The sequence below is a fragment of the Acidovorax sp. SUPP1855 genome, from assembly GCF_030158955.1.
Classification (GTDB): Bacteria; Pseudomonadota; Gammaproteobacteria; order Burkholderiales; family Burkholderiaceae_C; genus Paracidovorax.
The window spans coordinates 63,817-83,180 of record NZ_BQXI01000017.1 but is presented as its reverse complement, the minus strand read 5'-3'; the positions used below and the strand labels follow the sequence as shown (position 1 = coordinate 83,180).

The 19,364-nt window shown below is 62.6% G+C and carries 17 protein-coding genes; 13 read left to right on the top strand and 4 right to left on the bottom strand.

Annotated features, from left to right (window positions below; genetic code table 11):
• Positions 1–12: 12 nt before the first annotated feature.
• The 4 genes from AVMA1855_RS15905 (at position 13) to glmM (ending at position 5,078) form a co-directional block, all read left to right on the top strand.
• Positions 13–675, top strand: coding sequence for an RlmE family RNA methyltransferase (locus tag AVMA1855_RS15905; RefSeq protein ID WP_284426453.1), 663 nt, complete (start codon positions 13–15; stop codon positions 673–675).
• A 190-nt stretch (positions 676–865) separates the two neighbouring features.
• Positions 866–2,785, top strand: a complete 1,920-nt coding sequence (gene ftsH, locus AVMA1855_RS15900; protein WP_284426452.1) for an ATP-dependent zinc metalloprotease FtsH — start codon at positions 866–868, stop codon at positions 2,783–2,785.
• Positions 2,786–2,869: 84 nt separating this feature from the next.
• Entirely contained in the window at positions 2,870–3,709 is an 840-nt protein-coding gene (folP, locus tag AVMA1855_RS15895; protein ID WP_284426451.1) for a dihydropteroate synthase, read from the top strand.
• Positions 3,710–3,743: 34 nt separating this feature from the next.
• Positions 3,744–5,078 (top strand): phosphoglucosamine mutase, encoded by a 1,335-nt coding sequence (gene glmM / locus AVMA1855_RS15890; protein WP_284426450.1) that lies wholly within the window; start codon positions 3,744–3,746, stop codon positions 5,076–5,078.
• A gap of 53 nt (positions 5,079–5,131) precedes the next feature.
• On the opposite strand, the gene AVMA1855_RS15885 is transcribed toward glmM, so the two are convergent.
• Entirely contained in the window at positions 5,132–7,351 is a 2,220-nt protein-coding gene (locus AVMA1855_RS15885; protein WP_284426449.1) for a sensor domain-containing protein, read from the bottom strand.
• Positions 7,352–7,610: 259 nt separating this feature from the next.
• Here AVMA1855_RS15885 and AVMA1855_RS15880 point away from each other — a divergent pair, with 259 nt between their 5' ends.
• The 3 genes from AVMA1855_RS15880 to AVMA1855_RS15870 all read left to right on the top strand — a co-directional run bounded on the left by AVMA1855_RS15880 (position 7,611) and on the right by AVMA1855_RS15870 (position 11,210).
• The gene (locus AVMA1855_RS15880; RefSeq protein WP_284426448.1) at positions 7,611–8,447 is read left to right on the top strand and encodes a GNAT family N-acetyltransferase; all 837 of its coding nucleotides are present in this window, start codon (positions 7,611–7,613) and stop codon (positions 8,445–8,447) included.
• Positions 8,448–8,517: 70 nt separating this feature from the next.
• Positions 8,518–10,749 (top strand): polyphosphate kinase 1, encoded by a 2,232-nt coding sequence (ppk1, locus tag AVMA1855_RS15875; RefSeq protein WP_284426471.1) that lies wholly within the window; start codon positions 8,518–8,520, stop codon positions 10,747–10,749.
• Complete coding sequence (locus AVMA1855_RS15870) at positions 10,746–11,210, top strand: SixA phosphatase family protein (RefSeq protein WP_272568952.1); 465 nt, start codon at positions 10,746–10,748, stop codon at positions 11,208–11,210. The genes ppk1 and AVMA1855_RS15870 overlap by 4 nt, the downstream gene beginning before the upstream one ends.
• Before the next feature lie 51 nt (positions 11,211–11,261).
• Here the strand turns inward: AVMA1855_RS15870 and AVMA1855_RS15865 are convergent, their stop codons facing one another.
• The 3 genes from AVMA1855_RS15865 to AVMA1855_RS15855 form a co-directional block, all read right to left on the bottom strand.
• Positions 11,262–11,780, bottom strand: coding sequence for a hypothetical protein (locus AVMA1855_RS15865; RefSeq protein WP_284426447.1), 519 nt, complete (start codon positions 11,778–11,780; stop codon positions 11,262–11,264).
• A gap of 15 nt (positions 11,781–11,795) precedes the next feature.
• A complete protein-coding gene (locus AVMA1855_RS15860) occupies positions 11,796–13,274 on the bottom strand; it encodes a Ppx/GppA phosphatase family protein (RefSeq protein ID WP_284426470.1) in 1,479 nt (492 codons plus the stop codon).
• 125 nt (positions 13,275–13,399) lie between these two features.
• Positions 13,400–14,074, bottom strand: a complete 675-nt coding sequence (locus AVMA1855_RS15855; protein ID WP_349817116.1) for a fasciclin domain-containing protein — start codon at positions 14,072–14,074, stop codon at positions 13,400–13,402.
• A gap of 11 nt (positions 14,075–14,085) precedes the next feature.
• On the opposite strand from AVMA1855_RS15855, the gene pstS reads away from it, so the two are divergent.
• From pstS to phoB, 6 genes are all read left to right on the top strand, one after another.
• Positions 14,086–15,126, top strand: coding sequence for a phosphate ABC transporter substrate-binding protein PstS (gene pstS, locus AVMA1855_RS15850; RefSeq protein ID WP_284426446.1), 1,041 nt, complete (start codon positions 14,086–14,088; stop codon positions 15,124–15,126).
• 72 nt (positions 15,127–15,198) lie between these two features.
• Positions 15,199–16,212: a phosphate ABC transporter permease PstC gene (gene pstC / locus AVMA1855_RS15845; RefSeq protein ID WP_284426445.1), complete on the top strand. Its 1,014-nt coding sequence runs from the start codon at positions 15,199–15,201 to the stop codon at positions 16,210–16,212.
• Positions 16,209–17,090, top strand: coding sequence for a phosphate ABC transporter permease PstA (gene pstA, locus AVMA1855_RS15840; protein WP_272568960.1), 882 nt, complete (start codon positions 16,209–16,211; stop codon positions 17,088–17,090). Before pstC ends, pstA begins: the two co-directional genes overlap by 4 nt.
• Positions 17,091–17,109: 19 nt before the next feature.
• Positions 17,110–17,892 (top strand): phosphate ABC transporter ATP-binding protein PstB, encoded by a 783-nt coding sequence (gene pstB, locus AVMA1855_RS15835; protein ID WP_272547864.1) that lies wholly within the window; start codon positions 17,110–17,112, stop codon positions 17,890–17,892.
• 11 nt (positions 17,893–17,903) lie between these two features.
• On the top strand, positions 17,904–18,605 hold the full coding sequence (phoU, locus tag AVMA1855_RS15830) for a phosphate signaling complex protein PhoU (protein ID WP_272547863.1): 702 nt from the start codon (positions 17,904–17,906) through the stop codon (positions 18,603–18,605).
• Between the two features lie 16 nt (positions 18,606–18,621).
• Entirely contained in the window at positions 18,622–19,329 is a 708-nt protein-coding gene (phoB, locus tag AVMA1855_RS15825; RefSeq protein WP_272568962.1) for a phosphate regulon transcriptional regulator PhoB, read from the top strand.
• Positions 19,330–19,364 lie beyond the last annotated feature (35 nt).

Below are 19,364 nucleotides of genomic sequence, written 5' to 3'. Positions count from 1 at the left end.
TATCGAGGCAGGATGAAAACAAACACGAAAAGCAAGAAGGTGAACAAGGCGTGGCTCCACGACCATGTCAACGACACCTACGTCAAGCTAGCCCAGAAAGAGGGCTACCGCGCCCGTGCCGCTTACAAACTCAAGGAGATTGACGAGCAACTGGGGCTGATCAAGCCAGGGCATGTCGTGGTGGACCTGGGGTCCTCCCCCGGTGCCTGGAGCCAGTACCTGCGGCGGCGCATGTCGCCAGGAGGCGCGGCAGTCGGCCAACTGAACGGCACCATCATCGCCCTGGATCTGCTGCCCATGGAGCCGATCGAGGGGGTCGGCTTTCTTCAGGGAGATTTCCGGGAGGACGACGTTCTTGCGCAGTTGCAGGAAGCCGTCCAGGGGCGGGCTGTCGACGTGGTGGTTTCCGACATGGCTCCCAATCTGTCCGGAATCGAGTCCGCCGACGCAGCGCGCATTTCCCACCTGATCGAGCTGGCCATCGAATTCGCCGTGCAGCACCTCAAACCCGAAGGGGCGCTCGTGGTCAAGCTGTTCCATGGCAGTGGGTATGCGCAGCTGGTGCAGTTGTTCAAGGAAACATTCAAGGTGGTCAAGCCCATCAAGCCCAAAGCCTCGCGGGACAAATCTTCCGAGACTTTTTTGGTGGGAATCGGCTTGAAAAAGCAGGCTTGAGCAGTATGAATGCGGTTCGTCAGCGGTTCCGACCCATGCCAATGCATTCTTCCTATGGGTTGACCATGGCCTCTGCTGGGGTAAATCGCATCGCCTTCCACCTTGAAACGCCTAAAATGCGCCCTAAATGCGCTAGGACGTCTCCATGACACGTTCGTGGCGTTATCCCCTTTTGCTTCTGGAGCCCCGCTTGAACAATCAGTGGTTTTCAAAAATTGCCGTGTGGCTGGTCATCGCCATGGTGCTCTTTACGGTGTTCAAACAGTTCGACACCCGTTCAGGCGCCAGCGCGGGCTCCGTGGGGTACTCCGAATTCCTGGAGGAGGTCCGCAGCAACCGGATCAAGAGCGCGACCATTCAGGAAGGGCAGGGTGGCACGGAGATCGTCGCCACCACCACTGATGACCGCAAATTGCGCACTACCGCGACCTATCTGGACCGCGGATTGGTGGGCGATCTGATCAACAACAACGTCAAGTTCGACGTCAAGCCACGGGAAGAGGGCTCGCTTTTGATGACCCTGCTCGTCAGCTGGGGCCCGATGCTGCTGCTGATCGGCGTGTGGGTGTACTTCATGCGTCAGATGCAGGGTGGCGGCAAGGGCGGGGCTTTCAGCTTCGGCAAGAGCAAGGCCCGCATGCTGGACGAGAACAGCAATCAGGTGACCTTTGCCGACGTGGCAGGGTGCGACGAAGCCAAGGAAGAAGTCAAGGAAGTCGTCGACTTCCTGAAAGACCCTCAGAAATTCCAGAAGCTCGGTGGCCGCATTCCACGGGGCCTTCTGTTGGTCGGCCCTCCTGGCACGGGTAAAACGCTGCTGGCGAAGTCCATCGCTGGCGAAGCCAAGGTTCCGTTTTTCAGCATTTCCGGCTCCGACTTCGTGGAAATGTTCGTGGGCGTGGGCGCGGCCCGCGTGCGCGATATGTTCGAGAACGCCAAGAAGAACGCGCCTTGCATAATCTTCATCGATGAAATCGATGCGGTGGGCCGCCAGCGCGGCGCCGGCCTGGGTGGTGGCAATGACGAACGCGAACAGACCTTGAACCAGATGCTGGTCGAGATGGACGGCTTCGAGACCAATCTCGGGGTGATCGTGGTGGCCGCCACCAACCGCCCTGACATTCTGGATGCCGCCTTGCTGCGTCCGGGCCGATTCGACCGCCAGGTGTATGTGACGCTGCCCGATATCCGCGGCCGTGAGCAAATCTTGAACGTCCACATGCGAAAGGTGCCTGTGGGCCAGGACGTGAACCCGAGTGTGATTGCACGCGGAACCCCTGGAATGTCGGGTGCGGACCTCGCCAACCTTTGCAACGAAGCGGCTTTGATGGCGGCCCGCCGCAATGCGCGCACTGTGGAGATGCAGGACTTCGAGAAGGCCAAGGACAAGATCATCATGGGCCCCGAGCGCAAGAGCATGGTCATGCCCGAGGAAGAGCGCCGCAATACGGCCTACCACGAGTCCGGCCACGCACTGATCGGCAAGCTGCTGCCCAAGTGCGATCCGGTTCACAAGGTCACCATCATCCCCCGTGGCCGTGCACTGGGCGTGACCATGAGCCTTCCTGAAAAGGACCGCTACAGCTACGACCGCGAGTACATGCTGAACCAGATCAGCATGCTGTTCGGCGGACGGATTGCCGAAGAGGTGTTCATGAACCAGATGACCACCGGCGCTAGCAATGATTTCGAACGTGCCACATCGATCGCCCGCGACATGGTGACGCGCTACGGCATGACGGAGGCCCTGGGCCCGATGGTCTATGCCGAGAACGAGGGCGAGGTGTTCCTCGGCCGCTCGGTGACCAAGACCAACAACATGAGCGAGCAGACGATGGAAAAGGTCGATGGCGAGGTTCGCCGCATCATCGACGAGCAATACGCGCTGGCACGCAAGCTGATCGAAGACAACAGCGACAAGATGCATGCCATGGCCAAGGCGCTGCTGGAGTGGGAGACGATCGACACCGAGCAGCTCGACGACATCATGGCAGGCAAGCCTCCGCGCCCTCCCAAGGACTGGACGCCTCGCACGCCATCGTCGGGTGGGGATAACCCGGGCGGCGGCACGCCGGCCGTGACGACCGAACCTGCTCCTTCGGCCGCTTGAGCCTGCGGCGGAACGCTGCAACCAACAACGGGGCCTGTGTGCCCCGTTTTTGTGTTCTTCTCGTTTAAACCATTCCACGTGTCGATGCACTGGCAGACCAGCCGATTCCAGATCGATCTCTCACGGCCTCGGGTCATGGGTATCGTGAATGCCACTCCGGATTCCTTCTCCGATGGCGGGCGGCACGCCACCACCCTGGACGCGATGCGCCACTGCGAAAGCCTGCTGGCGCAGGGGGCTGACATTCTGGACATCGGGGGGGAATCCACCCGCCCAGGCAGTCCCGCCGTCTCGCTGGATGAGGAGTTGGCTCGGGTGTTGCCGCTGGTTCGGTCGGCGGTGGGCCTGGGCGTGCCGTTGTCCATCGACACCTACAAGCCCGAGGTGATGCGTGCGGTGCTGGACTTGGGCGCTGACATCATCAACGACATCTGGGCCCTTCGGCAACCCGGAGCCATGGCCGTGGTGGCCGGCCATCCTGCATGCGGGGTGTGCCTGATGCACATGCACCGCGACCCCCAAACCATGCAGGCGGCTCCGATGGAGGGAGACGTGGTCTCTCAGGTGCTATCTTTTTTAGAGCAATGTGCCTTGGATTTACATGCGCTGGGGGTCGAAAAGAGTCGCATCGTGTTGGACTGCGGCATTGGCTTTGGCAAGACGGTGGAGCAGAACTTCGCGCTCCTCGCCAGCCAGCCTTTGCTGTCCCGCGCGGGCTACCCCTGGCTGGCAGGCTGGTCGCGCAAATCGTCGCTCGGTGCGGTCACGCAGTGGCCGGTTTCCGAGCGCATGGTCCCCAGTGTGGCAGCGGCGTTGTTGGCCGTGGAGCGTGGCGTGCGCATCGTGCGTGTGCACGACGTGCGCGAAACGGTCGCCGCATTGCAAGTCTGGCAGGCCTCTCAAATTCCCCCACCCTCACTCTAGCCTGCGGATATCCTTCAGGCGGAGGCAAAAAATCATGACACGTCGATATTTCGGTACGGATGGCATCCGCGGCACCGTAGGGCAGGCGCCCATCACTCCCGACTTTGTGCTACGGCTCGCGCATGCGGTGGGCCGTGTTTTGCGCCGCAAGGAGGAGCGGCCTACGGTGTTGATCGGGAAGGACACGCGCATTTCCGGCTACATGCTGGAGAGCGCGCTGGAGTCCGGCTTCAACTCTGCAGGGGTGGATGTGGTACTGCTGGGCCCTTTGCCCACGCCCGGCGTGGCGTACCTGACCCGTGCCCAGCGCGCCAGCCTGGGTGTTGTGATCAGCGCCAGCCACAATGCCTATCCGGACAATGGCATCAAGTTCTTCAGCGCTCAAGGGACGAAGCTCTCCGATGAGTGGGAAATGGCGGTGGAGTCGGCGCTGGATGAAGCCCCCGTCTGGGCGGACTCTGCCTCTTTGGGCAAAGCGAGGCGCCTGGAGGATGCGGCAGGCCGCTACATCGAATTTTGCAAGAGCACGTTCCCGCAGGATCTGACCCTCAAGGGGGTGAAGATCGTGGTGGATGCGGCCCACGGCGCGGCGTATCACATCGCGCCCAAGGTGTTTCATGAATTGGGCGCGGAAGTGTTGGCCATCGGCTGCTCCCCCGATGGCCTGAACATCAACCACCAAGTCGGTGCGACCCATCCCGAAGCCTTGGTGCGGGCGGTCCGCGCCAACCATGCGCACTTCGGCGTGGCGCTGGACGGGGATGCGGACCGGCTGCAGATGGTGGATGCAGCAGGGCGGCTCTACAACGGCGACGAACTGCTGTATCTCATGGCCTCGGACCGTTTGGGCCGGGGCGAGCCGGTGCCTGGCGTGGTCGGCACGCTCATGACCAACATGGCGGTAGAGCTTGCGCTCAAGGCGCAGGGCATACAGTTCGTGCGGGCCAAAGTGGGCGACCGGTATGTGCTGGAAGAGTTGGCCCGCCATCGCTGGCTTTTGGGCGGAGAGGGTTCAGGACACCTGTTGGCCCTGGACCGCCATACGACCGGCGATGGCCTCATCAGCGCCCTCCAGGTGCTTCAGGCGTGTGTACGCAACGCCTGCGGTTTGCCGGACATGCTGGCGAATGTGCAGCTCTTTCCGCAGGTGCTTCTCAATGTCCGGCTCGCACCGGGGCAGGATTGGAAGAGCAACACCACTTTGTCAGACACCTTGCGCTCCGTCGAGGCGGCGTTGGGCGAAACCGGGCGGGTATTGATTCGCGCGAGCGGAACCGAACCTCTGCTGCGCGTGATGGTGGAGGCCAGCAATGCCGACCATGCCAATCACTTCGCGCAGCAGCTGGCCGACGCGGCGCGTGCGGGGTGAGTCCACCTCTGCAGCGGGCTCCGGGGCTGAGTCGGCGCAGGGTCTGATCCGGCCTATTGCGTGGCATGCTGCCGCTGCAGCAGGGCGGTGATCTGGTGGGCGGGCAAAGGCTTGCTGAAGTAATAGCCCTGTGCTTCATCGCACCCTTGCTCGCGAAGGTATGACAGCTGCTCGCTCGTTTCCACGCCCTCGGCCGTGGTCCGGATGCCCAGTGCCTGGGCCATGCGAATGATGGCGCTGACGATGGCCCGGTCGTTGCTGTCGTTGCCCAGGTCCCGCACGAACGACTGGTCGATCTTGAGCTTGTAGATTTGGAAGCGCTTGAGTTGGCTCAGCGAAGAATATCCCGTTCCGAAATCGTCCATGGACATGCGCACGCCCCGGGCATGGAGCTGGTCCATGGTGGCAATGGCGGAACGGGGGTCGTCCACCGCGACGCCTTCGGTCAGTTCGAGCTCCAGCCGGTTGGCCCGCAGCGAGGTGCTGTCCAGGAGTCGGCTGACCAGTTCGGGCAACTGCGGCTGCCTGAACTGCAGTGCCGATAGATTGACCGCCATGGCCAGCCAGTCCATGCCCATGGTGTGCCAGTGCTGCAACTGGTCCAGGGCTGTCTGCATGACCCACTCACCGATCTGCAGGATTTGGCCGCTGTCTTCTGCGATGGGGATGAACTCCGCAGGGGAGATGCTGCCCAGGTCGGGGTGCTCCCAGCGGAGCAGTGCTTCCACGCTGCGGATCTCCCCTGTCGCGATGGTGATCTGCGGTTGGTAGTGCAGGTGCAGTTGGTTGCGCTCCAAAGCGCGGCGCAGGGCATTCTCCAGCAGGAGGGCGCGCACCGACTGGGCCTGCATTTCCGGGGTGAAGAAGCGGTAGGTGTTGCGACCGTCCAGCTTCGCCCGGTACATGGCCACATCGGCGGACTGGGTCAGGGTGTCGAAATCTGCGCCGTCCTGTGGAAACAGCGCGATGCCCATCGAGGGTGCCATCGTGAGTTCGTGGTGCCCGATCTGGTAGTGCTGGCGCGACGCCTCCTGCAGCTTGCCTGCGACCCGTGCCGCCCCATGCGCGTTCGCTCCGGGCAGCAGCAGGATGAATTCGTCGCCCCCTAAGCGCGACACGGTGTCCTTGTCGCGGACGACGGCCCGCAGCCTTTTGGCGATTTCCACCAGCAACGCGTCACCCACCCGATGGCCCAGCGAGTCGTTCACGTGCTTGAAGTGATCGAGGTCGAGGAAGATGACGGCCAGCGGCGTGCCCCCTTCGCTGGCGGCGCGGATCGCGTGGTGGCTGCGCTCAGCCAGGAGCGTGCGGTTCGGCAGGCCGGTCAAGGGATCGTAGTGGGCCAGCCAATAGATGCGTTCCTGGTCGTGCTTGCGATCGTTGATCTCGCGATGCAGGTTGTCCACGGTCTCGCTGAGCTGCCGGGTGCGCTGGTGCACCTGAAGCTCCAGGTCGGCGTGCATCCGGGCCAGCTCTGCCTGTGCCTGTCGCTGCTCGCTGACGTCCATGGCAATGCAAACCGATCCATTGGCCGGGCGGGCGGGGTCGATGGCCTTGACACGCACCTCGCACACCACGGCGCGGCCATCCTTGCCGCGCAAGGTCATCTCGCCCACGAAGATCTTGCCATCCAGCAGTGGTTCATAGCAGCGCTTTTTCGCGTCTTCCCAGTCCGCGTCGCTGAAATGCCACTGCCGCGTCGCTGCGTTGGCCAACTCTCCAGGACCATAGCCCAGCATCTGTTCGAAGTGCTGGTTGCAGCGCGTCATGCGCTGGTTGGAAATGAAGGCGATGCCCACCATGGCCTGGTCGAAAAGGGCCTGCTTTTCCTGCACCACGGCATGAAGCTGGGTTTGCGCATGCCGCTGCTCATCGATGTCGTCGATGATCCAGATGGATCCTTCCGCCGTGTCGGCTGGGTTGATCAGCCGACCGGCCAAGCTGCTCCAGAACAAGCGGCCGTTGCAGCGCCGCATCTGGCATTCCGTGCGATAGGTGTCCCCGCGCGCGAGCACCGGATAGGCATTGCGCCCCAGTTCCCGGAAGGCGTCGAGGGTGGGATACAGGGCCTGACTGCTGAGCCCGATGGTTTCTTCGACCGTTTCATAGCCAAAGATATCGGCATAGCGCTGGTTGCAGCGAACGATCTGCCGTTGGCGGATGAACACGATGCCCACGCCGGCGCTGTCCAACAAAGTCTGCTGCTCGCGAAGGATGCGTTGCAAAGTCGGCCCGGACTGAGAAAGTACGGGCGCATCAAGCGTGGGGCACATGGAAATGAGTGAAGCCCTGGCGGGCGGCAAGTTGTACGAAAGTGTAGCAGTCGCCCCTGAAATCCTGGGTTCGGGATTGTCTCGATCAAAAGCGCGATGGATGCCTTTTCCTGGGAGGGCTGGCGTTCTCCTTTCCACGTCATGAAGCTGTCATGGCCTGGACATGGCGGCGTCACTGCCGTTTGCCACAGTCTCGTCCAAGCGGGAAGGGCAACGCTCCTTCAAGCTGTGATCCAACCACCCTTGCAGGGAGAGACGAGTGAACGAACTACCCATCCCGACGATGCCCTTGTGTCCAGACTCATTGCCCAGGGGGTCACTTCATCGCCCTGGCCATTCGGGCGATGTGGCAAGCCGTTTGTCCACCGAGGGCGGCGTGGAAGTGGCTTGGGCGCGGCACCTCGACGAAGTCCGGGAAGCCCAGCGCCTGAGGTTCGAGGTGTTCGCGTCGGAGATGGGGGCGCGCCTCAATACCTCGGTGGCCGGCCATGACGTGGATCTTTTCGACGAATATTGCGAGCATCTGCTGGTTCGGGACATGGTCACGCGTCAGGTCATTGGCACCTACCGCGTACTCACTCCCGCTCAAGCGCGCCGGGTCGGCGGTACCTACAGCGATACCGAATTCGACCTGACGCGGCTGCGCACACTCCGCTCTCGCATGGTCGAACTGGGACGCAGCTGTGTCCATCCGGACTACCGGCACGGTGGCGTGATTCTGGCGCTTTGGAGCGCCCTGGCGGACTTCATGGTGCGCAATCAACTCGACACCATGATCGGTTGCGCCAGCATTCCCATGCTGCACAACGGGGTGGTGAGCGGCGATGCGGCTGCAAGCATCTGGAGCCAGGTGCAGAAGTCGCATCTGGCGCCCATCGAGTTCCATGTGCGCCCGCGGCTGCCGCTGCCTGTGGACCAACTGGACGGGTCGCTGGCGATCGAGCCGCCCGCCCTCATCAAGGGCTATTTGCGCCTGGGGGCACGTGTTCTCGGTGCGCCGGCCTGGGACCCTGATTTCAACTCAGCCGATTTGCCAATGCTCATGCGCATTGCGGATTTGCCTTCGCGATACCGCAAGCATTTTCTCGGAGTGTGACGGCGCCTTATCTGTCATGAACATCAGCAAACCTTCCGTGACGCCTTCACCGGACTGTCATGAAAATGTCATGGTGACTGCCAATACTGGGGTGGAACCCATCCCTTCCAAAGCAGCCATGCCGTCGCCTTCCGAGCCTCTCCCCGAATCGCCTCTTCAATCTGCTGTGCCTACCGGGGAAGTCGAGGGGGCCAATGTGCCTCCTTTGCCAGAGAAATCGTTGAACTCCGATCCTGATTTTCTCAATCGCGACCACAGCATTCTTGCTTTCAACGAGCGGGTATTCGACTGGGCCGCCCGGGTCGATGTGCCGCTGCTCGAGCGTCTGCGATACCTCTGCATCGTTTCGTCCAATCTCGATGAATTTTTCGAGGTGCGTGCCGCGGCCCATCTGACTGCCGCTCAGAACGGCGATACCAAAGGCCCGTATACCGTCGCTTCGTTCGAGGAGCTGGCTGCCAAAGCCCATGACCTTGTCGCGCTGCAATACGCGCTGTACAACGACTCGCTCACCCCGGCCTTTGCGGCCCAGAACATCCACATCGTGTCGCACGGCGACCGTACCGGGGCACAGAGACGCTGGGTGAACGAATACTTTGATCGGGAAGTCCGGCCTTTACTGATTCCGGTCGGCCTGGACCCGTCGCATCCGTTTCCACAGGTCGCCAACAAGTCACTGAACTTCATCGTGCGTTTGAAAGGCAACGATGCCTTCGGACGAGAGAACGAGATTGCCATCGTCAAGGTGCCTCGCGTCTTGCCGCGCCTGATACGCATGCCCGCCAAAGTGGCTGTGACGGGAGCGCAATTTGTCAGTCTGTCCAGCATTGTGCGGGCACACCTGGCGGGGCTCTTCACCGGGCGCGAAGTGACGGAGTTTTCCCAGTTCCGTGTCACGCGCCATTCCGATCTGGCCGTGGATGAAGACGATGTGCGCAACCTGCGCACGGCCCTGCGCCAGGGTCTGGAGCATCGCCACTATGGCCAAGCGGTGCGGCTGGAAGTGTCATCGAGCTGCTCACGGTTCTTGTCCGATTTCCTGCAATTGCAGTTTGCCCTTCCCGATGCGGCGCTGTACCGCGTGCACGGCCCTGTGAATCTGGTCAGGCTTTCGCAGTTGGTGGACCTGGTGAACGATCCAGAACTGCTGTTTCCTCCATGGCGTTCGGTCTGGCCGCGTCAAATCCAGTCGGGAAGCTCGCTCATCGAACAGATCGGGCGGCGCGATGTGCTGGCCCACCAGCCTTTCGAGAGTTTCGACGCGGTGCTGGCCTTTCTGCGTGAGGCGGTGAACGACCCGCAGGTGCTTGCCATCAAGCAAACCATTTACCGCACGGGGGCCGATTCGGAGTTGATGGAGTTGCTGCGGGAGGCCGTTCGGCGCGGCAAGGAAGTCATGGCGGTGGTGGAACTGAAGGCGCGCTTCGACGAAGAGGCCAACATCAATTGGGCGGAAGCCCTGGAGTCCATCGGGGCGCAGGTCGTGTACGGTGTGGTGGGCCTGAAGACACACGCCAAGATGCTGCTGGTCACGCGCCGCGAAGGGCGGCACCTGCGCCGTTATGGCCATCTTTCCACAGGCAACTACAACCCGCGGACCGCCCGCCTGTATACCGATCTGAGCTATTTCACGGCCGATGCCGAAGTCACCGCCGACATGGATGCGGTGTTCAATCATCTGGCGAGCCAGAACAAGCTGCCCAAGTTGCGCAAGCTGGTGCTCGCGCCTTTCCATTTGCAGCAGCACATGCTGGACATGATCGAGCGGGTGGGGGAGGCTGCGGCGAAGGGCGACGATGCCCGCATCGTGGCCAAGATGAATGCCCTGACGGACGATGTGCTGATGCGCGCGCTCATCAAGGCGGGGCAGCAAGGTGCGCGCATCGATCTCATCGTCCGCGGTGCCTGCATGCTGCCGGCGCAACGCAAGGGCACCACGGACAACATTCGAGTGCGCTCGGTCATCGGACGTTTTCTGGAGCACACCCGGGTGTTCTATTTCCGGGCGGGCAAGTCAGAGGATCTGTATCTGTCCAGCGCAGACTGGATGAACCGCAACATGCTGCGGCGTGTCGAACTGGCCTGGCCCATCACGGACAAGGAACTGCGGCAGCGCATCATCGATGAATGTCTGGTGGCTTACCTTCAGGACGATCGGGATGCCTGGACTCTGCAGCCCGATGGTACGTATGAGCGCGCGCCGCATCCCGTGTCTGGCAAAGGTGCGCAAAAAGCGCTGATGGACCGCTATGCTGCGGCGGCCGGCCGAACAATGGCCCACGGCGGCAGCTCCAAGGCATGATGGACCTGATCCTCTGGCGCCATGCGGAGGCTGAAGAGCTTCGTGAGGGAGAAGACGATCTGGATCGTCCTTTGACCGCGCGCGGAGAGAAACAAGCTGCGCGCATGGCGGCTTGGCTGGATCGGCAACTGCCAGATGGGTTGCGCGTGCTGTCCAGCCCCGCACGTCGCACCGAGGCTACCGCGAAGGCCCTGGGGCGCAAGTACAAACTGCGCGCCGAGCTGCTGCCTGGCGGCACCCCGCAGGAACTGCTTGAACTGGCGCAATGGCCGAAGTCCCGCGGTGCCGTGTTGGTGGTGGGGCATCAGCCAGTGTTGGGTCAAGCCGTGGCAAGCCTTTTGGCCTTGCAGGCACCGGAATGCGCCATCCGCAAAGGGGCGGTGTGGTGGCTGCGTCAGCGGCAACGGCCGGAAACCACGGAAACCATCCTGCTGGCTGTGCAGTCCCCGGATTTTCTCTGAGACCGGCACCACCATGAGCGCCAGGGCCAACCGGCGCTCGATGCCCTTGGCTTACTTGCGCGCCGTTTTCGCCGGCTTGGCAGCCTTCTTGGCGACGGGTGCAGGCTGCGCAGGCGTTTGCGCCTTAGGCCGGCCGGTCTTGATGGACGGAACAGCCTGCAGTGCCTTGGCCAATGCATCGTCACCCAACGCCGAGAGCAGCTTGAGGCCCGCACGCAGCAATTCGCTCTTCTTGGCTGTTGTGCCCAGTTGCCCGGTGCGCAGCTTCAACGCTTCGATGGCGGCGTACTCGTCTTTGGGAATGGTGAAGCTGTCACGCACGAGCTTGGGCTTCTTGGCCTTGGTGTCGCGGGCCGGGCTGGCTACAGCGGGCTTGGCCGCCGCCTTGCGGGCCGGGGCTTTCTTTGGAGCAGCTGCCTTGCTGCGTGCGGCGGGCTTGGCCGAAGAGGCGGCATTCGCTGCGGGAGCAGGGGTTGCTGCGGTGTTCGAGACAGAAGTGGTGGAAACGTCTGACGTATTGGGCATATGAGTCGAATGAAAAAACGGTATATACAGTTTATACCGTTTCATCCGACGATTGGTCCATCACTGCAGCTCTGCTGCGAACTCCCAGGGCGTTTTGATCCATGCCGTGCTCTCTTCTCGGAGAAGATGAGCGGACTGCGGATACGCGGCCGACCAGCCGGGGCGTGTGGACAAAGCGAATCGATTGCCTTGCTGGGAAAGCGACAACCCTTGCATGTCAGGCGTGCGGCGGGCGTGGCACAGCGCCACGGCGATCCGCAGGCAGACCAGCTGCAGCGCCAGGTCGGGATCGTCAAGGTCGGTTTCGAGCTTGCGGACCTTCCCCCGATGGCCTTTCACCAGCAGGCCCAGCCGGTGCAGTTCCCATACTGCAAAGCCGGCAGCGTCGGTATGGTCCAGGATGTACGCGCCATGGTGGTGGTACTCGCTGTGCGAAATGCGGCAGCCCACTTCGTGCAACTGCGCGGCCCACGCCAGTTTTCGCTCGGCGCGCTCGCAGTTTTTGCGGCACGCCTGCGTGAACAACGAACAGGCCGTCTTTGCGACCCGCTCCGCGTGCTCGATGTCCACCGCGAAACGGTGCATCAATCCCCGCACCGTGGAAGAGCGCAAGTCCGTTTCCGGCAGTTCACGGTCGAGCAGGTCGTACAGGGCCCCTTGGCGCAATGCCCCTTGAGCCACCTGCATCTGATCGATCTGCAACAACTCGAAAATGGCACGCAGCACGCTGAGTCCGCCGCCGATCACGCTGCGGCGTTCTTCCTTGAGCCCCTCCATGCGCAGGCGGTCTGCCGATCGGACACGCAGCAACTGCTCCTGCAGCCAATCCAGCCCTTGACGCGTGACGAGTCCACTGGGATGGCCTGCTGCGGCCAGCACATCCCCCACTGCCCCGACCGTGCCAGAGGACCCGTAAGCCACGTCCCAGGTGTCCGGCCGGTAGACGTTGAGCGCTTCGTCCAGCACGGCCTGGGCCGCGATCTCGGCCGTTCGGAATGCCTGGGGCGTGAAGATGCCTTCCGGAAAATACCGGCTGGACCAGGCCACGCTGCCCACCCGATAGGACGCGACGGCACGCGCCGAAAATTGCTGCCCCAGGATCAGTTCGGTGGATCTTCCGCCAATGTCCACGACCAGCCGACGCTCGTCGGACTGTGGAAGCAGCCGCGCAACCCCTTGATAGATCAGGCGGGCTTCTTCGGGGCCCGAGACCACTTCGATCCGGTGACCCAGGATGTCGCTGCCGCGTTGGAGAAACACCTCGCGATTGCGCGCTTCGCGCAGGGTCTGCGTGGCGACGGCACGGACGTGATGGGGTTCGAAGGCGGTCAGGCGTTCGGCAAAGCGGGCAAGGCAGTCCCAACCACGCTGCATGGCCTCGGGGGTCAGGTTGCGGTCTTCATCCAGGCCATTGCCCTGACGAACCGTTTCCTTGAGGTATTCCACACGCTGGATATGGCCGTGTTCGAAACGCCCGATTTCCAGGCGAAAGCTGTTGGATCCGAGATCCACAGCGGCAAGCAGTGTTCCGTCGTGCATGTTGTTGCGCAAGGCGAGCTGGTTTTCAGGCGGGGCAGCATAGCACCTGCCTCTCCAGTCGATGGCGCATCTGAGCTGTGCCAGGAAGGGCGGGAGATGCCGCCCCTCCTGCAATGTCGATTCAGTTACTTCTTGGCCGGTGGCATCAGCACGCGGTCGACCACGTGCACCACCCCGTTGCTGGCGGGAATGTCGGCTTGAACGACCATCGCATCTTCCACGGTCACGAAGGTGCCGGCGCGCGAAAGGGTGATCTCGCTGCCTTGCAGGGTTTTCGCCGAGCCAGGCTGGATGTCGGCCGCAGTCAGTCGCTTGGGAACGATGTGGTAGTTCAAGACGGCCTGGAGCTTGGATTTATCGGCCTGGAGTTCTGCCATCGTCTTGGCTGGCACAGCCTTGAATGCTTCATCGGAAGGGGCGAAGACCGTGTAAGGGCCGTTGGCAGCCAGCGTATCTGCCAGACCGGCTTGCGTGGCCAGTGTGCGGAATGTGCTGATGGAGGGGGTTGCCGCCAGCGTGGCGGGAATGGAGCCGGAGGCGCTGGGGCCCGTGGCACAAGCGCTCAGCGTCGCGGCAGTCAGGGCAGCGAGCAAAAAAGGAAAGACGTAGCGGCGGTACATGTGGTTCTCCGAAGGGTTGCCGACGGGGTCGGTGCGCCGGAGGCTACGCAGCAATGATGACGATTGCGTGACAAGTGCGGGCAGCTGTCCCTCTGAAAATCGTGAATGACAGCTTGCAGGAGCTGTCACGATGGTGTCATAAAGCGCTTCTAGAGTCGCCTCACTGATTCTTTCAACCAAGAGGTTCCTACATGAAACTGTCTGTGATTCGGATTCTGGTGTCTGGTGTGGTCGCGGCCGGCGCTTTTTCCAGCGCCTGGGCCCAGCAGGAAGCCACGGGTGCTGGCGCGAGTTTCCCCGCACCGCTGTATTCCAAGTGGGCTGCCGACTACAACAAGGCCACCGGCGTCAAGATCAACTACCAGTCGGTGGGCTCGGGTGCCGGCCTGCGCCAGATCGAAGCCAAGACGGTGGACTTCGGTGCGTCCGACGCTCCCCTCAAGGATGACGAACTGGCCAAGAAGGGCTTGCTGCAGTTCCCCACCGTGATCGGTGGCGTGGTTCCCGTGGTGAACATCAAGGGCATCTCGCCCGGCCAGATCAAGCTGAGCGGGCAGGTGCTGGGCGATATCTACCTGGGCAAGGTCACGAACTGGAACGATGCGGCCATCAAGGCGCTGAACCCCGGCGTGAACCTTCCGGACGCCGCCATCGCTCCCGTCCGCCGTGCGGACGGCTCGGGCACCAGCTTCATTTTCACGAACTACCTGTCCAAGGTGAATGCCGAGTGGAAGTCCAAGGTGGGTGAGGGCACCGCCGTGAACTGGCCCACCGGCGCCGGCGGCAAGGGCAACGAAGGCGTTGCTGCTTTCGTGGGTCGTCTGCCGAACTCCATCGGCTACGTGGAATACGCCTATGTGAAGCAGAACAAGCTGAACTACGTCCAGCTGCAGAATGCGGACGGCGCTTTCGTGTCGCCGGAAGACAGCGCCTTCAAGGCCGCCGCTGCCGGCGCCGACTGGGCCAAGAGCTTCTATCAGATCCTCACCAACCAGCCAGGCAAAGATGCATGGCCGATCACGGGTGCCACCTTCATCCTGATGCACAAGACGCAGGACAAGCCCACGCAGGCAACCACCTCGCTCAAGTTCTTCGAGTGGGCCTACAAGTCGGGTGACAAGACGGCGGCGGACCTGGACTACGTGCCCATGCCCGACTCCGTGAAGAACATCATCATCAAGTCCTGGGGTGACATCAAGGACACTTCCGGCAAAGCCGTTTCGCTGAAGTGATCCCATGGTGGCCCGCCGACGCGGGCCACCAGTTCGTTTTTTCTTATGGAAGGCACAGCAGTGTCCAGCACCATGCCAGTACGTCAGTCGTCCTCGATGCCGGTTCGCGCCGAGGCTCCCCGTACCACGCCGCCCCCGCGGTCGCCACTCCTGTCGGGCGTGATGGCCGATCGGGTTTTCGGCTTTCTCGCCCGCGGTGCGGCCCTGCTCACGCTGGCGCTTCTCGTGGGTATTTTGTTGTCGCTCGTGGTCGGTGCCTGGCCCTCGATCGAGAAGTACGGCCTGACCTTCCTCACGCGCAGCGTGTGGGACCCCGTGCAGAACGACTACGGCGGCCTGGTGATGATCTATGGCACGCTCGCCACATCGTTCATCGCGTTGCTCATCGCCGTTCCCGTGAGCTTCGGCATTGCGCTGTTCCTGACGGAGCTCTCGCCCGCCTGGCTCAAGCGTACCTTGGGCACCGCCATCGAGTTGCTGGCGGCGGTTCCTTCCATCGTGTATGGCATGTGGGGCCTGATGGTGTTCGGCCCCATTCTGGCCACCTGGGTCCAGCAGCCGCTGCAGTCGCTGTTCAGCGGTATTCCTTATCTGGGCGCCCTGGTGTCCGGCCCCCCGGTCGGCATCGGCATCCTTTCGGCCGGGATCATCCTGGCCATCATGATCATTCCGTTCATCGCAGCGGTGATGCGGGATGTTTTTGAGGTCACTCCTGCGCTGCTCAAGGAGTCGGCCTACGGGCTGGGCTCCACCACCTGGGAGGTGGTCTGGAAGGTCGTGCTGCCCTATACCAAGACGGGTGTTTTGGGAGGGGTGATGCTGGGCCTCGGCCGCGCTCTGGGCGAGACCATGGCCGTGACCTTCGTGATCGGCAACATGAACCAACTCAATTCGCTGTCGGTCTTCGAAGCCGCCAACAGCATCACCTCCGCGCTGGCCAACGAGTTCGCCGAAGCCGGCGAAGGTCTGCATCAGGCCTCGCTCATCTACCTGGGCCTGGTGCTGTTCTTCATCACCTTCGTGGTCTTGGCCCTGTCCAAGGTGCTGCTGTCCCGACTGCAAAAGAACGAAGGAACCCGCGCATGAGCACGTCGCAAACCCTCATCACGGCCGCTGAAATGGCGCAGGTGCGCCAGCGCCGCTACGACAGCCGCAAGCGTGTGAACAACATCGCCCTGACGCTCTCGCTCGCCGCCATGGTGTTCGGAGTGTTCTGGCTGGTGTGGATTCTCTGGGAGACCATCCGCCTGGGCATCGGCGGACTCAGCCTGGCGCTCTTCACCCAGATGACGCCCCCTCCCAACGAGGTCGGCGGCATCTCCAACGCCATCTTCGGCTCGCTCGTGATGGTGTCGCTCGCCACGTTCGTCGGCACCCCCATCGGCATCATGGCCGGCGTGTACCTGGCCGAATACGACACGCGCGGCTGGCTGGCCTCCACGACTCGCTTCGTGAACGACATCCTGCTCTCGGCGCCCAGCATCGTCATCGGCCTGTTCGTGTACGCGGTGGTCGTGGCCCGGTTCAAGAGCTTTTCCGCCTATGCCGGTATCCTGGCGCTGGCGCTCATCGTGATTCCCGTGGTCATCCGCACCACCGAGAACATGCTGGTGCTGGTGCCTGCCAGCCTGCGCGAAGCGGCCTATGCGCTCGGAACGCCGAAGTGGAAGGTGATCACCATGGTGACGCTGCGTGCTGCCCGGGCCGGCGTGATCACCGGTGTGCTGCTGGCGGTGGCCCGCATCGCTGGGGAGACCGCACCGCTGCTGTTCACGGCGCTCAACAACCAGTTCTGGAATGCCGACCTGGGCAAGCCCATGGCCAGCCTGCCGGTCACCATCTTCAAGTTCGCCATGAGCCCTTACGAGAACTGGCAGCAGCTCGCCTGGGCAGGGGTGTTCCTGATCACCGTCGCCGTCCTCGGCCTCAATATCCTGGCCCGCGTGCTCACGCGCCAGAAGTAAGCAATACAAGGAAGACACCATGCCCTCCCCAACGCCCGCTGTGTCCGAGACGCCGAAGATCACGGTCCGCGACCTGAATTTCTACTACGGCAAATTCCACGCCCTCAAGGGCATCAACCTCGACATTCCGGAGAAGAAGGTCACTGCCTTCATCGGTCCGTCGGGCTGCGGCAAGTCCACCTTGCTGCGCACCTTCAACCGCATGTTCGAGCTGTATCCCGAGCAGCGCGCCGAAGGCCAGATCGTGCTGGACGGCGAGAACTTGCTCACCAGCAAGCAGGACGTGGCGCTGATCCGCGCCAAGGTCGGCATGGTGTTCCAGAAGCCCACGCCGTTTCCCATGTCGATCTACGACAACATCGCGTTCGGCGTGAAGCTCTTCGAGAGCCTGAACGCCACCGACATGGACGATCGGGTGGAATGGGCGCTGCGCAAGGCGGCCCTGTGGAATGAAGTGAAAGACAAGCTGCACCAGAGCGGCTCCGGCCTGTCCGGCGGGCAGCAGCAGCGGCTGTGCATCGCGCGTGGCATCGCCATCAAGCCCGAAGTGCTGCTGCTGGACGAGCCATGCTCGGCACTGGACCCCATTTCCACCGCCAAGGTGGAAGAGCTGATTGCAGAGCTCAAGAACGATTACACCGTGGTGATCGTGACGCACAACATGCAACAAGCTGCGCGCTGCAGCGACTACACGGCCTACATGTACCTCGGCGACTTGATGGAGTTCGGCGAAACCGAACAGATGTTCTTCAAGCCGCAGCGCAAGGAAACCGAGGACTACATCACCGGCCGGTTCGGCTGAGGAGCAACAACATGCCCGACAAGCACCTTTCTTCGCAGTTCGACAGCGAACTCAACAGCATTTCCGCCCGCGTCATGGAACTGGGCGGGTTGGTGGAATCGCAGATCCGCCAGGCCATCTACGCACTTTCGCAGTTCAGCGTGGAAGCCGCCGACCAGGTGGCTGCCACCGAGCACCGCGTGAACGCGATGGAAGTGGAGATCGACCACGAGCTGTCGTCCATCATCGCGCGCCGCCAGCCGACCGCGCGTGACCTGCGCCTGCTGATCGCGTTCTCCAAGGCCACTGCCAATCTCGAGCGCATGGGCGACGAGGCCAACAAGATGGCGCGCATGGTGAAATCCATCATCGAAAGCGGCTCTGCCCGGCTGCTGCCCACCAGCGATCTGCGGGTGGCGGCGGATCTGGCCTCCGGCCTGCTGCGCAAGACGCTGGATGCCTTTGCCCGCCTGGACACCAAGGCGGCCGTGGCGATCCTCAAGGAGGACGACCTCATCGACAAGGAGTTCGATGGTTTCGTGCGCAAGCTCATCACGTACATGATGGAAGACCCGCGCACCATTTCGGCCAGTCTGGACCTGCTCTTCCTCGCCAAGGCGATCGAACGCATCGGTGACCATTCCAAGAACGTTGCCGAACTGATCATCTACCTCGTCAAAGGCAAGGACGTGCGCCATACTGCGCTGGACCAGATCGAGTCCGCCGTGCTTTGAAAGGCGGTGCATAGCCATGAAGAGACTTCCCCGTGTACTCATCGTCGAGGACGAACCCGCAATCGCCGAACTGATTGCGGTCAACCTGCGGCACAACGGTTTTCAGCCCATTTGGTCGGAAGACGGCGAATCCGCTCAGCGCGAACTGGATGCGGTGCTGCCCGACGTGATCCTGCTGGACTGGATGCTTCCGGGCCAGAGCGGCCTCACGCTCGCCCGCAAGTGGCGCGCCGATGCGCGCACCAAGCCCATCCCCATCCTCATGCTGACGGCGCGCGGCGATGAGCCGGACAAGGTCGCCGGCCTGGATGCCGGTGCCGACGACTACATCACCAAGCCGTTTTCCACGCAGGAGCTGCTGGCGCGCATTCGCGCCGTGCTGCGTCGCCGTGCGCCCGAACAGGTCAGCGACAGCGTGACCATCGGCGAATTGACGCTGGACGCCGCCACCTACCGCGTGACCTTCCAGGGGCAGCAACTCAAGATCGGCCCGACCGAGTTCAAGCTGCTGCACTACCTGATGAAGCACCCCGAGCGCGTTCACAGCCGCGCCCAGTTGCTGGACAAGGTGTGGGGCGACCACGTCTTCATTGAAGAGCGTACCGTCGATGTGCACGTCAAGCGCCTGCGGGAGGCCCTGGGCGTGGCCGGTGCCATGGTGGAAACGGTGCGCGGCGCGGGGTATCGCCTCACGGCACAGCCTCCGGCACTGATGCGGGCTTGACGTTCGCTTTGCGGCGCCGTGCGCGCCGCGCCCTC